This is a genomic window from Bradyrhizobium sp. USDA 4538 (assembly GCF_024171045.1).
Classification (GTDB): domain Bacteria; phylum Pseudomonadota; class Alphaproteobacteria; order Rhizobiales; family Xanthobacteraceae; genus Bradyrhizobium; species Bradyrhizobium australafricanum.
This window is the reverse complement of sequence record NZ_JALJZE010000001.1, coordinates 7,054,494-7,067,455: the sequence shown is the minus strand read 5'-3', so window position 1 is coordinate 7,067,455 and position 12,962 is coordinate 7,054,494. Positions and strand designations below refer to the sequence as shown.

At 61.0% G+C, this 12,962-nt stretch carries 15 protein-coding genes and 1 tRNA gene; 6 read left to right on the top strand and 10 right to left on the bottom strand.

All coding sequences use genetic code 11. From position 1 onward, the window contains the following. Positions 1 to 49: 49 nt before the first annotated feature. Positions 50 to 286: a helix-turn-helix domain-containing protein gene (locus tag J2R78_RS32295; RefSeq protein WP_253608115.1), complete on the bottom strand. Its 237-nt coding sequence runs from the start codon at positions 284 to 286 to the stop codon at positions 50 to 52. Between the two features lie 85 nt (positions 287 to 371). Between J2R78_RS32295 and J2R78_RS32290 the strand changes: the two genes are divergently transcribed. Together J2R78_RS32290 and J2R78_RS32285 are read left to right on the top strand one after the other, a co-directional pair. Next, positions 372 to 836, top strand: a complete 465-nt coding sequence (locus J2R78_RS32290; RefSeq protein WP_253608114.1) for a hypothetical protein — start codon at positions 372 to 374, stop codon at positions 834 to 836. Between the two features lie 301 nt (positions 837 to 1,137). Continuing rightward, positions 1,138 to 1,497: a hypothetical protein gene (locus tag J2R78_RS32285; RefSeq protein ID WP_253608113.1), complete on the top strand. Its 360-nt coding sequence runs from the start codon at positions 1,138 to 1,140 to the stop codon at positions 1,495 to 1,497. Positions 1,498 to 2,008: 511 nt separating this feature from the next. On the opposite strand, the gene J2R78_RS32280 is transcribed toward J2R78_RS32285, so the two are convergent. The 4 genes from J2R78_RS32280 to J2R78_RS32265 all read right to left on the bottom strand — a co-directional run bounded on the left by J2R78_RS32280 (position 2,009) and on the right by J2R78_RS32265 (position 5,847). Then, positions 2,009 to 2,584, bottom strand: a complete 576-nt coding sequence (locus J2R78_RS32280) for a hypothetical protein (protein WP_253636030.1) — start codon at positions 2,582 to 2,584, stop codon at positions 2,009 to 2,011. A gap of 341 nt (positions 2,585 to 2,925) precedes the next feature. Beyond that, positions 2,926 to 3,219 carry a hypothetical protein gene (locus J2R78_RS32275; protein WP_253608110.1) on the bottom strand — a complete coding sequence of 98 codons (294 nt, stop codon included), beginning with the start codon at positions 3,217 to 3,219 and terminating at the stop codon, positions 2,926 to 2,928. 863 nt (positions 3,220 to 4,082) lie between these two features. Continuing rightward, a complete protein-coding gene (locus J2R78_RS32270; protein WP_253608109.1) occupies positions 4,083 to 5,099 on the bottom strand; it encodes a methyltransferase in 1,017 nt (338 codons plus the stop codon). 424 nt (positions 5,100 to 5,523) lie between these two features. Beyond that, complete coding sequence (locus tag J2R78_RS32265) at positions 5,524 to 5,847, bottom strand: DUF736 family protein (RefSeq protein WP_253608108.1); 324 nt, start codon at positions 5,845 to 5,847, stop codon at positions 5,524 to 5,526. A gap of 785 nt (positions 5,848 to 6,632) precedes the next feature. On the opposite strand from J2R78_RS32265, the gene J2R78_RS32260 reads away from it, so the two are divergent. After that, positions 6,633 to 7,877: a hypothetical protein gene (locus tag J2R78_RS32260; protein WP_253608107.1), complete on the top strand. Its 1,245-nt coding sequence runs from the start codon at positions 6,633 to 6,635 to the stop codon at positions 7,875 to 7,877. A 73-nt stretch (positions 7,878 to 7,950) separates the two neighbouring features. Here the strand turns inward: J2R78_RS32260 and J2R78_RS32255 are convergent. Then, positions 7,951 to 8,024: transfer RNA gene (locus tag J2R78_RS32255), tRNA-Gly, on the bottom strand. 492 nt (positions 8,025 to 8,516) lie between these two features. Between J2R78_RS32255 and J2R78_RS32250 the strand changes: the two genes are divergently transcribed. Next, a complete protein-coding gene (locus J2R78_RS32250) occupies positions 8,517 to 8,903 on the top strand; it encodes a YciI family protein (protein WP_028335390.1) in 387 nt (128 codons plus the stop codon). A 74-nt stretch (positions 8,904 to 8,977) separates the two neighbouring features. Here J2R78_RS32250 and J2R78_RS32245 read toward each other — a convergent pair whose 3' ends face one another. Both J2R78_RS32245 and J2R78_RS32240 read right to left on the bottom strand, forming a co-directional pair. Beyond that, positions 8,978 to 9,385 carry a hypothetical protein gene (locus tag J2R78_RS32245; protein ID WP_253636029.1) on the bottom strand — a complete coding sequence of 136 codons (408 nt, stop codon included), beginning with the start codon at positions 9,383 to 9,385 and terminating at the stop codon, positions 8,978 to 8,980. Positions 9,386 to 9,472: 87 nt separating this feature from the next. Then, positions 9,473 to 10,270 carry a lytic transglycosylase domain-containing protein gene (locus J2R78_RS32240; RefSeq protein WP_038383190.1) on the bottom strand — a complete coding sequence of 266 codons (798 nt, stop codon included), beginning with the start codon at positions 10,268 to 10,270 and terminating at the stop codon, positions 9,473 to 9,475. Positions 10,271 to 10,615: 345 nt separating this feature from the next. Between J2R78_RS32240 and J2R78_RS32235 the strand changes: the two genes are divergently transcribed. After that, positions 10,616 to 10,846: a hypothetical protein gene (locus tag J2R78_RS32235; protein ID WP_225160192.1), complete on the top strand. Its 231-nt coding sequence runs from the start codon at positions 10,616 to 10,618 to the stop codon at positions 10,844 to 10,846. A gap of 89 nt (positions 10,847 to 10,935) precedes the next feature. On the opposite strand, the gene J2R78_RS32230 is transcribed toward J2R78_RS32235, so the two are convergent. Both J2R78_RS32230 and J2R78_RS32225 read right to left on the bottom strand, forming a co-directional pair. Then, the gene (locus J2R78_RS32230; RefSeq protein WP_016843397.1) at positions 10,936 to 11,163 is read right to left on the bottom strand and encodes a hypothetical protein; all 228 of its coding nucleotides are present in this window, start codon (positions 11,161 to 11,163) and stop codon (positions 10,936 to 10,938) included. A gap of 63 nt (positions 11,164 to 11,226) precedes the next feature. Next, positions 11,227 to 11,523 carry a hypothetical protein gene (locus J2R78_RS32225; RefSeq protein WP_076831506.1) on the bottom strand — a complete coding sequence of 99 codons (297 nt, stop codon included), beginning with the start codon at positions 11,521 to 11,523 and terminating at the stop codon, positions 11,227 to 11,229. Positions 11,524 to 11,863: 340 nt separating this feature from the next. On the opposite strand from J2R78_RS32225, the gene J2R78_RS32220 reads away from it, so the two are divergent. Continuing rightward, positions 11,864 to 12,259: an NUDIX hydrolase gene (locus J2R78_RS32220; RefSeq protein WP_076831509.1), complete on the top strand. Its 396-nt coding sequence runs from the start codon at positions 11,864 to 11,866 to the stop codon at positions 12,257 to 12,259. Positions 12,260 to 12,962: the final 703 nt, after the last annotated feature.

The window sequence follows — 12,962 nt, the reverse complement described above, 5'->3', positions numbered from 1 at the left end:
CGAATCAACCCGAAGGCGGCTTACGCCGATAAGCGGCTTCAGACCACGCCTAACGCTTATTGAGTTTCCGTACGACCTCGGCCGGGTCAAAGCCAATGGCTCGCCCTAACTCGATGAGTTCGACAACGTCTATTCGACGCTGCCCGGATTCCAGGTGGGTTACCCAAGACTGGTAGACCCCGAGCTTACTGGCAAGATCAACCTGACGCAGACCCGCCCCCTTTCTCAGCTCAACCAACATTGCGGCGAGCTTCTTTTGAATGGGAGAGGTAACCGTCTTAGGCATCTGGCCTCCAGAAGGGGGCCAGACACATAGAACGACTTTTCAGATACCGATAAATTAGGTATTGCGGAGAGGCTGGGCTATTTGGGTGACGGAGTTCACGGTATTGGCTCTTTCCGCTCGAACAATTGAACCCTTTGTCGAACGCGTTTGTCTGCAAAAGACGCGTGCATCAGACGATCTGTATCGATTTGGATACCGGGTTGTTGGGACCGACACTGTTGTTGCGGCGATTGAGATTCCCGCTAGGCTACTAGAAGAAGCAATTTCATCTAATTTGACGTTGTCGTGCAGGCTTACCCCGGACGGCAACGTGATTCCCGAGTCATCGCTTGAACACGGTAGGGCTTTTCCGACCGGAATATGGGCCGACTCAATGCCGCTTGATCAGCTCATACGGGCGACCTTAACTCCTCAAAACCTTCACTTAGAGGAGGCAACAATCGCAAATCTGACCACGCTCCTTCAACGGCTTGAAGATTCAGCCAAAGTCGTAAGAGATGCGCTGGCTCGTTGTGCTCAGGGAGCGAAACGTCACGGTATGGAAAACTGAGCTTCGAAGTGCGACTTGACGAAAATCAGGCCATGACAGTGCCGCTTCGCGGTCACCGACGGCAGTCCGGAGGGGAATGTCGAGTTCGCACGCTTAGTAATTGGCGCCGACGCCGCGCTCCGCCCACCGACACCGGTTCATCGAGCCGAATTATCACGCTGTTCTACGGATGCATGGCACGCCTCCACGCCGATTTGGATGATCTTACGCTGCCCGTTGCGTGGCAACGCTTCCAGTCTGAGGAGTCTTAAGGGAAAATGCTTCCTCGTACTCTAAATGGATAACCACCGCGGAGGGACGAATGCTTGTCGACTTGATGACTAAGCGACCGATTACGTCGGTCCCTTACGAAGCGGAGTATCGAGCCTACACGTCAAGAATGACGCCGGCAGAAGTCGATGCCATCAAAGCCGCTCTCAACGCGATGATTGACGCCGATGAAATCCATACGGCCGGTTGGATGCCGGGCAACGATTGGAGCGGCACGCCCTTCCAAGCGATCTACGAGAAGGCGGCGCGGCACAGTTACAGTGCCGCAGCCAAATGTTTCGGCCTGATGGTTTGGGAAGTGTTTATGGAGCGTCCGGAGACATGGACGTCGGGCCGCTTTGAAAATGACGGCACGGAAATTGGCAGCCGGTCCTATTTCCGAATCCGATAATGACCGACCGCCGAAGGCAAGCGCGAAGGATCGTTACCCCTCGGGCTGAGACCCGCATTGCGGGGCTTGGTGACAGCCGCGAAATGGCTGGTGTAGAGTTCTGCCCGGCGAAGCCGGGCGCGCCCTTGTCCAGGATGAGGTGTCCGCGAAGCTGATCAAAGGCCGCGATCGGCAGTCCCCGGTACAGGTCGACCGCTCTCGGTAAGCTCTGGAAATAGCGGACTGTGTTTCCGTATCCCGAAGGGACGTCCCACAAGGCGTGCTGCCAGATATGCGTCCCTCCGGCGCCCCACTTTGAAATGATGCTTCTGGCTTCTTGTCTGCCAGCGTGCTGTGGGCGGTCGTCGTTCCAGCCATTCTATGCCAGCCCCCTTGGGGGCTCCGTGAGACGTTGAAGTTCTAGGCGGAGCTCTGGGTTGCCAGTTGACATCGGGCTATCGGTCGGAACGAGGTACGCGCAATCCTGAGGCGCGTGGATCGCCGTCCGCGCCTGCGGGCACTTTTGTTTAACCTACCGTCCTGCCGGTCTCAACGCCGTTGCCTTCGCGACCGGATCGGCAAGCGTCCGCGCCAGCCGGTGCATGAAGCGGTGGCAGTTCGGGCACACGAGGCAGAAATCGGCCTCGGTAGTGTAGCGAATGCCTTCTTCCAGCGGGTTCATGTGGTGAACGTCGAGCAGAGATCGGGCCGTCACGGAGGTGCCGCCGATCTGGCTGCTGGGGTCGAAACTACAGTTGTCGCAATAGAGTTGGCCGGCCTTTGCACGGCGCCGGATAAACCTATCTGCGATCCACGCCGCCCGTCTGCGGATTTTCGCCTTTTGCTCTTCGGTCATGCCTTCGAGCGCGGCGGCGAGATCGCCGCTGATCAGCCTGACAGTCTCGGGATTGATCTGGCTTTGCTCGGCCATCTTCGCTTCATCTTCGATCCCGATCCATGCGTTGACAGTACGTCGGGGCTCGATCTCCAGTTCGGCGATCTGGCTCCTCTCGTCGTCATTCAGCGGCCGCAGCGTGCCCGACGGATGACCGAAGACCCGTGCCATTGCTTCCGGGGATAAAACCTCGTTGGCATAGCGATGCGGCACCAGCGAGTAGCTTTCGATGATCGGGAAGGCGACGGACCAGCGATAGCGCTTCTCCCCGTCGGCCCACATGTTCGTGCGTTCGTTGAGCCGTTCGTTGGCGTAAACCCGATCCAGTGCGTGCCAGGAAGCCAGTCGGCTTTGGCCGCGGTGACGGGAGCAGGCAGGTCATTGATACGCATGGGAATCGATAGGAGCTCGTTGGGAGGGCGCAGCAGTCTCGCGACTCAGATGCGGTCTGTCAAAGTTTCGGTCTTCGTCGAGGCGGTAGCGGCCAGTAAGCGGCATCCCCTCCTCCGCGCCAACGCGGTGCGTCGTCTTTCATCCGGCGGTTTTCGCGCCGATCATCGGCTGACTGCCGCAAGTGCGAGCGCTGCTCCTCTGACGTTCCACTCGCACGCGACGCGTGCCTTGATCACGATACGACGTAAGCCCTTAGCTCTCGCGCGCGCTGCCAGCACTGTGCCTTGCGCGTATCGGCGGCCGATCCGGCCGCCGTAGAAGCTCGAGGCGCGACGCCCAACGGTGCCGACCTCCTTCTCCGCGGCCGAGCGTAGGGGCCGACGCACCCGCCTGGCTTTGCGATTGTCGATCCGCCTAAGTCTCACCTCGAATTCGTCATCGGCGATGCCGCGCATGAGCGGGGCTCTCCGTCTGCAAGACCCGCGGATATGTGAAACTACCGCGCGGCTGACAAGACGTAGACGAGATCGGCGAGCGAAACGATCGACTTGTGGCGGACTTGGCGACATCATCTAGCTCGGTGTCAACAAAACTGGGATGTGCAGACAATCACTTAGCCACCCTACGGCGACAGTGCTTTTATCTTGCGATCACGCCCCCTGCTCTCAGTTACTGTTTCACGCTTCCTCACTTTGCCGCATCGAGGTCCTCTGCTGACGCACAAACGCTCCACGCACGGGCCATTTACCTGCGAAGAAGGGGCGATCCTGGCGCTGAAAGTGCTAGCCATTGCGCGCGGAAGTGAGCTTGTTTGCCGACGCATTTGCGAGGGCGGCGCCTGACGCAAACACAAAAAATACGGACGCGCAGCGTGTTCGGAACTCGCTAATCGACGCAAATTCTTGCGCCGATGATCCGATCTTTTGCATCCAATGGAGGGAGAAACCGATGAGCAATTCTTGAGTTCGCGGCAATAATTCCGCTCAGTGCGAATAACTTTCTGCGACCGACAATGAGGTGTTTCGGCGCCTATTCGACCATGCCCGTGCCCCCGCGGCGCGGCTCGGCTATCGGAAATTCATTCCATCGGAGAAGCGTCGGCATGGGTGGAACGAGCAAACGGCAGCTGGCTGGATCGGCGGCGGGCCGCTCTTGCGTCGGCCATTTGAACCTTCGACAGCCGGCCGAGAGTGCCGTCTCGGCCGGCTTTCGTCAGGTGCATGTCCGAGTTTCATCGCTCGTTCGACGAGCAGAACAGGCCTCGCATCCTCTCGAGCTCGGGCGAACGAAGGCAGCCGCGGATTTGCCAGGTGAGCAGTCAATCCTTGGACCCAGAACGCTCAATCTCGGCGAACAAATCCGCCTGAATCGGACGTTCGTTGAACCGAATTCCTACCCTTGCCTTCGCCGCAACCTCGGCAATGACGGCGTCCTGCCGCTCGAGCGGGACGCCGTTTCCGGTCCATAGAGCGCGTAGTTCGGCCTCCGGATCGGTTGGCGATCGCGGCTTGTTGCGTGGCATGTCTTCGAAGTTGGCGCAGACGATTTCCACGTTTGGAGCCACCCCCTTCCACGCGCCGCGATGGTAAGAGCAATCGACGCCGCAGCCAGCTTCCAGATGAATACCGGTCTGTTCCGCGAACTTCAGATAATCGGCGTTCTTGCGTTCGCGGTAGCATTGCACGCCGCTGTATTCGAACGGCGCGAACATCTGCGGAATGATAAATGCGCCATAATCGGCAATGTCCGAGGCAAGATCGATCACATGAAACTCGAACAACCGCCCAGTGTAGCGCGGTCCATTTCCGGCCCTCGGGGTGGCTCCAAAGGGAGGATTTGCGATCGCGCAACCGAAGTGCCCGAGACCTTTGAGATCGAAATTGAACACGTCGGCACAGATCCATTGAGCCTCTGGCAGCACCTTGCGACCGACCTCGACATAAGCAGGATTGTGCTCGATGCAGACGATTTCCCTCTCGGGTTCGCCCTGGCTGCGCCCGTAATACCCTCGCCAAAAGACGTGAAACGCGAGCGCGCCAATCCCCGCGCAAAGGTCGATGGTTCGACCGCCGCAAGCATCGATTGCGAAGTCTGCGGCAAGGCCTGTCGGGGTAAAGAATGCACCCGCCGACCCGTTGATGTGGTTTGCCGCCTCGTGCCAGTTGTCCAGCACGAACACCTTTTCATCGTAGGTGAGAACGTCTTTCTTGAGCAGTTCGACAGCCTCGGCATGTGCCTTGGCCTCGACCTTCGTCAGCTTAGCCATCGTGAAATCTCGCTCATGGGCCCCGAAAGGCCGTTTGACAATCGGCGCGGCGCGCATGGCCTTCGCCATGCCGCCTGCCCGTCGGCGAGACCGGGGTTTCGGGGGGCAAGAGCTTGTTTTGGCGCCCCGCGAGGGGCGCGAATCCGATGGTGCGCAACGCGGTTGCACCGAGCGGCGAAGCTGCGACGTGCGACCGACTTGCTGCACCGGAGGACAAAAGAAGCTCTTGCAGGGGGTGAGGGGCAGCGCCCTTCAAGTCCCCCACACGGACAAAAACTCCTGGAGAGCATCTTCAAATTGGAGCCCGTTGACGCGCCCTAAGATCGCTCTGAAGCGGACGGATTGAGGGCCATCTGGCCGATGATGGCCTGCGCGCCGAACGCGCGATCGCGCAGAAAAACTCGCCCGGACTACAAGCGATTGCGATCCAAAGCTCGGGTCCTGGAGACAAAAAAAGGCTCCCGCGCGTTGCGCGGGAGCCCAAGATTTCGATCTAGTCTCCAGGATTCCAGAGCAGGAAGAAGCCGCCTTCATCGCCCAAGCCGACGGCTCGGCCAAGGTTGGCGTAAAGCTTGTGGGACCCCAGCTCGGGTGCAGCGAGTGACAGACTGACGTAGTCCCTGCCGCTGCTTTCTCCCCGTCGGATCCAGCCGGCGCCGATCTCGACACCGTGGGCGATGATACGGAAATCCGGCTGGGTGTCGGCCGACTTGTCGCGGTTGGGCACGATGTCGATACCGGTACGGACGGACAAAGTCTTGAGCTCGCCCCTGAAGCCGCCGTTGTCCGTGCGGGTGACGAATCCGATTGCAGTCATGGTCTGTTTCCTTCGTTGCCGCAGGGCCGATCCCGTGCGATGGCGAGACCGTTATGGCGGCCGGTCCGCCGCTGAACCCTTGGGGCGAAGCGCAGCGGCGCACCCGAGCTCGCGCCTTTTTTGCAGCAAAGCGGCCGCGAGGAGCCGGCTTGCCGGCGGGGAAAAAAGCAAGCGTGCGAGGGTTTCGGACTGCGGGGCGGCTGCCATAGGTCGTACCGCCATGAGCAGGGAATCGTCCCGGTGAGCAGACGAAGCACAGCCCCTGCAGCAGACGCGACTCTCCTCGGAAATCAGCGCAATCGAGACAAAGCGAAGGCGGAAGCACAGACCGCGTTGTCAGCCCAATCCATCACGGGGAAATTTGAGCTAGCTGCATTCATGTTACGGCAACAAGGTCCAACGTCAGCATCCTCACAGCGGTGATTTCAATAAAAAATGATCGCTAGCTTCTAGTGTGATCCGCCTGCATTACTCCAATCCTAGAGCCTTTCAGATATCCCAAGAATGCACCAGGCTTCCTCTATGTTCGGTAGAGTGATCGCGCAAAGTCATATTGAATGACTCGGCAAATGCTCTTCGTCTCCGTATTCGCCGGCTTCGATGTCGAAAGTCCGATTCACTGAAGCAGACGTTAAGCGTGCCGTTAGAGGCGTTCTCGACAGCGGCGGAAAAGTCGCGCGCGTCGAGATTTGGCCTGACGGGCGCATTTCTGTGTTGATGCGGCAAGAAAGATCGATTCCAATAGATCCCGAGGACGACCCGGAGGTGTCCAGGAGCTTGCTGTGATGAGAGTGAGACGTTCGGCGCTGCCGCTGCCTCGCTACACAAGGCGCAAACGCCTTCAAGAAGGGAGCCTCGCGTATTTTTTCGACGTGCCGACGTGGGCGCGCAAAAAGGGTTGTCCGGTCAAGAACGAGCCGCTCGGTACCGATTACGAGCTGGCCGTGCAGCGCGCAGAGAAGATCTTGCTGCCTGCGTTCGACAGCTGGGTGACGGGCGGCGATGATGCCAACCCCGCGGGCATCGGCGTGGTGATCGGAACGCTCGACTGGATGTTTCACGAGTATCGTCGAACGTGGAAACAGAAGACTGCAAAGCGGTTACAGCCTTTGAGCCCAGGTCAATGTCGCGTGCACGAAACCGGCATCAAGATGATCTGCGAATACATATTGAAGGACGGAAGGCGCCTGGGCACGCGGCGCGTTGCGAGTATCGATACGGCGTTTGCAGACGACCTGTTCGGGAAGCTGCTCTACAAGAACGTCGACGGCGAGAAGGTTGAACGCCGCACGACCGTGAACCACGCGATGAAGACGGCTCGCGGCGCATGGAACACGATCTCTCGGGCACACCCTCACCTGTTTCCGGCGAAGAACCCATTTGAGAAGATGGGCCTGCAATCGACCTCGCGCGAAACACCGCATGCTAATTTTGACGAGCTGGCAGCATTCCGGGAGAAAGCGAGCGAGTTGGGCTATCCGTCATTGGCAACGGGTGTCTTGATCGGTTGGGAATGGCTGCAGCGCAAGGCTCATATCTTCATCCGGTTCATGGCGGAGCACTATCGGCCGGAGAGCCGCCCGAACCACGTCTACGTCATCAATTACAAGACGAGCACAGGCTCATGGGAGCCGCTCTTCGACAAGAAGGGTAAGTCGCTCTATCCGCTGCTGATGGCGGAGCTCGACGCCATGAAAGCGTTGCGGCCAACGGGCGGCCTGATGCTGCGTCGGGACGGCAGTAGTTTGCCCTGGAGCGGCAAAGGAGAAATGCTGACTCAAGTCGAGCGCATCTCGAAGAAGATCATTCTTGCCGCGGGCTTGCGTCCTGAGCTGACCTTCACCTCGTTTGGTCGGCACGGCGGGACTACCGAGGCGAGCACATCCGGCCTCACTGAAACGCAACTGATGAAGAAGGGCCAATGGTCGTCGACCAAGGCAATGGCGCACTACCTTCATCACGACGATGAGGCCAAGCAGGACGCACAAATCAAGCGCATCAAGCGGCGCAAGCAATCGGCCAGAAAGTGAACGTTTGTCGGAATGGATTCAGCGGTCTTTGTCGGAATGGAAATCGCGAAGTCCGATAAGTGCTTGAAAATATTGGAGCGGGTGAAGGGAATCGAACCCTCGTATTCAGCTTGGAAGGCTGCTGCTCTACCATTGAGCTACACCCGCATCTCGGGTTCACCTAACACGGCCGGGCGGCGGCCTCAACTGCCCCGGCGTGCGTTGTGTTCTCCGGTAAACGAAACCATTTCGCCGCAATCCGGCCGGTTTCCCGGCGCGGCTGGGCCGGAGGCGGCCTTAACAGCGGCGGATTCGGCACCTATATTCGAAGTCCCATCAACAAAGAAAGGAGGTGATCTAGTGTCTTGTCTCAAGCGCTGTCACCTCGCTGGGATCGCCCGCTAGGCCCTGAGCAATCAGCCTGGCATCGGGGCGCTCTCAGCCCTGGACCAGCGAGACATCAAAATCGGGGGCGCGGCGGAAGCTCATCCGCCGCGCCTTTTTGCTGTTTTGGCCTGCGCGATTCGCCGCTGCCATGCCGGACGGCGGGATACCTTGTCGCACCCCAGAGACCGTCCGATCCGCTACAGATGAAATGTCGGCTCGGATCGCCGCGAGACGTCCTTGGGCCAGTCGCATCAGAAACAAGGAGCACATCAGATGCTTTATGCCATCCTGGCCTATCACGTCGAAGCCGAGGTCAAATCGTGGAACGCCGAGGAGGACGCTGCCGTGATGACGGGTCTGCGCGAGGTCCATCAACGGCTGAAGGGCAAGCTCGGCCCGGCTGCGCGGCTCGGCGATACCCGCAATGCCAGCACGCTGCGTGGGCCCGGCCACGGCATGGTGATCGACGGGCCGTTCTCCGAAACCAAGGAGCAATTGCTCGGCTTCTACGTGATCGATTGCGCCGATGAGGCGGAGGCGATCGCCGCGGCGCGCGACCTGCGCAGCGTCAACCCGTCGGCGGTCTACGAGATTCGCGCGCTGAAGCTCTACATCCCCGGCGCGCCGTTTCCGGAGACCGCGGGCCCGCGCGACGCGTAGCGCGTGATCCCCGCGCAAACGGCTTTGGCGCTTGTCGCGAGGGAAAACCGCTTCGCACGTTTCCGGATCATGCCTTAGCGGCCGGAGCGTTTCGGCAGCTTCGGGAGTTTGCTGGGGTCGAACTTCGGCAGCGGCAGATCCGGCGGCGGCTCGGGTGCCACCTCCTGGCTCGGAATCAGCGTCACCTCGAAGGCGAGATCGGGCACGGCATCCGCCCTGCCCGTGCAGGTCGCGATCGCGCCGGTCCAGATGCCCTCGAGCCGCACCACGAGGTCGTCGGTGCCGAACACGGTCGTGCCGTCCCTGGAGTGCCGCTGCGTGGTGAGCACGGCGGAGAAGCGCTCGCCGTCGACCTCATAGGTGCCGCTGTAGAGCATGACCGCGTCGCCGCCCCACAGCCTGCCATCGGCGACGTGCACGATGCCGGTACCGTCCGCAAGCGACGTTCGAAACCACGCCGCGTAGGTGCCGTTCTTGAGCATGGAGCCGGTCTCCATCTGCTCCCGTTTCACAGCGCACGATCTGGGCATCGTTGCATTAACAGGCGATGAAGGAACTCGCGCCTGCGCTCATTGGCCGTCGATCTGCCGTCCCATGATGGCGATCGCCTTCTGGTAGACGCCTGCCGCGTTCCACGCCTCGATCGCGGCGAAGTTGGGTTCCCCGGGCTGATAGCCGGCGCCGGCGCGCCAGCCATGGGCGCGCAGGAAGTTCGCCGTCGAGCTCAGCGCGTTGGCCGCGACGTCGAGATTGCCGGTGCCGTAGGCGAGGACGTTCTTCGGCATGAACTGGGTCTGGCCGATCTCGCCATGCATCGATCCGCGCGTGCTCCCGGACAACGTGCCGCGGTCGACGAGCTTCAGCGCCGCATAGAGCTGATCGGTGAAGAACTCCGGACGGCGGCAGTCATAGGCAAGCGTTGCGATCGAGGACAGCATGTTCTGATTGCCGCGCTGGCTGCCAAAGCCGCTCTCCATGCCCCAGATCGCGATCAACGGTCCCGGCGGCACGCCATAGCGCTGCTGGATCGAGGCGAACAGCGCGGCTTGCGACTGCTTCAGCGATCGGCCGCGCGCCACGATGGTCGCAGATCCCCGCTTGGCCATGAACTGCTCGAGCGACAGGCCGAAGCTGCGCTGGCCGCGATCCGCGGCAATCGTCGCACTGGCATAATGGGTCTGCATCAGTGCGGCGATCGCGGTGGCGCCGATGCCCTTGGCGCTCGCCTCGCCCGAGAACTGCTGCTTCCAGGCTTCGAACCCGCCGGGCCCGTTGCCGCACTGCGCCGCGTTCGCCTCAGCCCCCAGCGTTGCAACCATCACGACGATGGCGAGCGCCGACGTCGCAACCTGCCAGCCCCTGATCATCCGAAACCTCCTCCGCAAATATGCCGCCGCCCTCGCGGGCGCGGCGCTGACGATGGCCGGATGGACATGACCCGGCGATGAACGGCCCGCCTCAGATTCGGCCTCGGACCGTCACGATATGTCGCTGGCAGCGGATTGGCCATCCCGCCCGCCTCAGGCAGGCCGGGACATTTGGCCCCTGCGCCCGGAAGGCGTCACGCGCCGGGCATGACGACGAACACAGCGTGCGTGACGATGCGGATCGCGCATGAGACCCGCGAAATCCGGTGGTGAACGGCGTGCGATGTAGTAGGTTCTCGGCGGGGACGGCGGCCCCGCTGTCCTCCAACTTGGGAGGCGATGGCTATGATGAAGACCCTGTCACTTCTAGCGGTCCTGCCCTTTATCGGCGTCCTGTCGATGTCGACGGGCCACGCCGCATCCACATGCTCGACCAGCAATTTCGGCATCTCTGCGGTACCGTGCGGAAAGCGGTACGCGGTCAGCTACGAAGCCTGCCGGAAGTACGTGATCGAGCATGGCGCATCGCCCGCCGAATCCTGGTGGTACTGCAGCAGTCAAGGCTACACGAAATAGTCGGCACTTCCTGCGAGAGGCCTTTCGCCGCCGCGGACAGCACGTTGAGCTACCGCGACGTCGAATGCGTATGCCTGCCGGTCAGCGTGTTAGGGCACGTCGCCTCGCCTCACCGGGCCGACGGTCTGCGGCCGGTTGAGGAAGAACTCGCGGTTGCCGAGCGCGGCCTCGGCATACTGGTCGATCGCCACGATGATCGCTTGCACGTGGTGAAAGCACCAGCCTTCCCGCGTCGCCATGTGCCGGACCTCGGCCAGCGCCTTGATCCAGGGCGCGTGATCATCGCTGTCGTGGAAATACCGAAGCGGCTCTCTCATCTTTTCCTCCGGCACATCACGTCTTGCAGCTCGGCGCGCAGCCGCCGCGTCCCGAGCACTCGGTCATGCACGCGCTTCGCCGGCGGCCAGCTCTCGCTTCGCCGGGCGAATGAAGGCTGACGTCGCGGCGCGACGGCGCGGTGCAACGCTCGCATGCACGATGATCGGATCGCGGTCGCCCAGGACCTCCCGCTCCTCGACCAGGCGGCTCATGACCAGCCGCATCTTCAGGAGATCCCCGGCGACGAAGGCGCAGTCCTCATCGCGGTTGATCTGCTGGCGCATGATGGCTTCGGCCTCGAGCATGCTGACGCGCAGCGCCCTGATCTGCCTGCGAATTTCGCTGATGCGGTTGTCCATGGCGTCCTCCAATTCCCGGTGGAGGCAATTAGAACAAAACAAGAACATTGAGTCAAGCAGTGAAAGCTGCCCGCCATGGGTATCGTTATCACGACGCAACCGGGTGAGTTGCAGTCACCGGCCGTAACAGCTTTCACGAATTCAACGTGAGGTACCGGACATCAAGCGAGATCAAGGAAGCCACGGCCGATCGCGCGCAGCGAAGATCGCAGCCGTCAAAGACAAACAGCCGACATACGACTGTGGAACAATGTGGCATCGAACTTGTCTACACAAATAGACAAGTTAAAATGGGTCGATTCTATTTCGATCATTGCGCAGCAAATGCCCAAGTACTCCAATGCCCAAGTCCTCCAAGCTGGTAGCCGCGAAGCGCGGCAAGGTTCTTCTGGTTAGACGCCGATCTGACGGGCTGTGGATGTTTCCCGGCGGGCGCAGGCGCGCGCGAGAAACCGGGAAGGATTGCCTCAAGCGCGAGATCAAGGAGGAGCTGCCGAAGCTCAAGCTCGGCAGGCTGAGCCTGTGGAAGGAAGTGACGGCCAGGAACAAGCGTTCCGGCCGCAGGATGAGCGACGCGATCTTCATCGCCAAGAACGCCAAGGGCCGACTGGCGATCGGCGACAAGAAGGAGATCGACCGCGCCGCCTGGCAGAAGCCGCGGGGCCTTCGCCTGACGCCGACCTCCCGCTACATCCGCGACCGGCTGTTTCCGAGCAAGCAGCGCCGCCGGAGATAGGCGGCGGGACCATCGCTGCTTGAATGCGCCGCGCTTCCACCCCAAAGAAACGGCCCCAGCGAGGGGGCACAAGCTGGGGCCGCGAGTTTACCTTGATCGTCCAGACACTGCCGGCAGGGACAGCACCGAACGTGTGACAATCATGCTCCGCCGCGTCGGTTCCTGGACGGCGCGCCTGGACGCGATCCCGGAAGGATGGGCCGTGAGCCTCACGCAGCGACAGCTCACGGCTGAGCACATCTCGATGCTCAACATGATGCTTGGCGAAGCGCGGCGACATGAGTTGTCCTGATTCCCCGCGGCGAATGTCCTGATGGGGGCGGCACCCTCTCCGGTGCGCCATCATTGATCGTCGGATACACATCCGCAGACCAAGAGTTCCACCGCAGGAACACCGTACTGATCCGGATTTCCGGAGAGATAGGACGGTCGTAATACCAACCCTGCCGGCGTTGCCGTTCTTTGCAGAGCATTTTTTCACGACTGAGTTTTTTGCAGACCTATTATGACCGGCAGAAAAGGGCCGCCGATGCGACGGCCCTTTTCGATTCAGTGCCCCATGTCATTCGCGCGGCAATGATCCCGGTAACGTACCCAACTCGGTACCAGGCAAAGAATGAGGACGCCAACCGGCGGCCTCCATGTTGAGTGGCCCCAGCAACCTATGGGGGCCTGGGAGGGCAGGCGCTGGGGCCGTCTACCG

What these genes read in the sequence shown, in the direction of transcription:
- J2R78_RS32295 (WP_253608115.1), bottom strand. Translation starts at nt 286, where the DNA reads ATGCCTAAGACGGTTACCTCTCCCATTCAAAAGAAGCTCGCCGCAATG.
- J2R78_RS32285 (WP_253608113.1), top strand. Translation starts at nt 1,138, where the DNA reads ATGCTTGTCGACTTGATGACTAAGCGACCGATTACGTCGGTCCCTTAC.
- J2R78_RS32275 (WP_253608110.1), bottom strand. Translation starts at nt 3,219, where the DNA reads ATGCGCGGCATCGCCGATGACGAATTCGAGGTGAGACTTAGGCGGATC.
- J2R78_RS32270 (WP_253608109.1), bottom strand. Translation starts at nt 5,099, where the DNA reads ATGGCGAAGGCCATGCGCGCCGCGCCGATTGTCAAACGGCCTTTCGGG.
- J2R78_RS32265 (WP_253608108.1), bottom strand. Translation starts at nt 5,847, where the DNA reads ATGACTGCAATCGGATTCGTCACCCGCACGGACAACGGCGGCTTCAGG.
- J2R78_RS32260 (WP_253608107.1), top strand. Translation starts at nt 6,633, where the DNA reads ATGAGAGTGAGACGTTCGGCGCTGCCGCTGCCTCGCTACACAAGGCGC.
- J2R78_RS32250 (WP_028335390.1), top strand. Translation starts at nt 8,517, where the DNA reads ATGCTTTATGCCATCCTGGCCTATCACGTCGAAGCCGAGGTCAAATCG.
- J2R78_RS32245 (WP_253636029.1), bottom strand. Translation starts at nt 9,385, where the DNA reads ATGCTCAAGAACGGCACCTACGCGGCGTGGTTTCGAACGTCGCTTGCG.
- J2R78_RS32240 (WP_038383190.1), bottom strand. Translation starts at nt 10,270, where the DNA reads ATGATCAGGGGCTGGCAGGTTGCGACGTCGGCGCTCGCCATCGTCGTG.
- J2R78_RS32235 (WP_225160192.1), top strand. Translation starts at nt 10,616, where the DNA reads ATGATGAAGACCCTGTCACTTCTAGCGGTCCTGCCCTTTATCGGCGTC.
- J2R78_RS32230 (WP_016843397.1), bottom strand. Translation starts at nt 11,163, where the DNA reads ATGAGAGAGCCGCTTCGGTATTTCCACGACAGCGATGATCACGCGCCC.
- J2R78_RS32225 (WP_076831506.1), bottom strand. Translation starts at nt 11,523, where the DNA reads ATGGACAACCGCATCAGCGAAATTCGCAGGCAGATCAGGGCGCTGCGC.
- J2R78_RS32220 (WP_076831509.1), top strand. Translation starts at nt 11,864, where the DNA reads ATGCCCAAGTCCTCCAAGCTGGTAGCCGCGAAGCGCGGCAAGGTTCTT.